This is a genomic window from Fictibacillus fluitans (assembly GCF_030418125.1).
Classification (GTDB): Bacteria; Bacillota; Bacilli; order Bacillales; family Fictibacillaceae; genus Fictibacillus_C; species Fictibacillus_C fluitans.
Map to the genome: position 1 here is coordinate 1 of NZ_JAUHTR010000045.1, position 411 is coordinate 411.

1 rRNA gene is annotated in these 411 nt (G+C 55.2%); it reads left to right on the forward strand.

The annotated features are described in order from the left end of the window. A 23S ribosomal RNA gene (locus QYB97_RS25125) occupies nt 1-407 on the forward strand; the annotation flags it as partial. Between the last annotated feature and the right edge of the window lie 4 nt (nt 408-411).

Below are 411 nucleotides of genomic sequence, written 5' to 3' on the forward strand. Positions count from 1 at the left end.
GGCACCTCGATGTCGGCTCATCGCATCCTGGGGCTGAAGTAGGTCCCAAGGGTTGGGCTGTTCGCCCATTAAAGCGGTACGCGAGCTGGGTTCAGAACGTCGTGAGACAGTTCGGTCCCTATCCGTCGCGGGCGCAGGAAATTTGAGAGGAGCTGTCCTTAGTACGAGAGGACCGGGATGGACACACCGCTGGTGTACCAGTTGTTCCGCCAGGGGCATAGCTGGGTAGCTACGTGTGGACGGGATAAGTGCTGAAAGCATCTAAGCATGAAGCCCCCCTCAAGATGAGATTTCCCATCACGTCAAGTGAGTAAGACCCCTTAGAGATGATGAGGTTGATAGGTCTGGTGTGGAAGCGTGGCGACACGTGGAGCTGACAGATACTAATCGGTCGAGGGCTTATCCTTAATT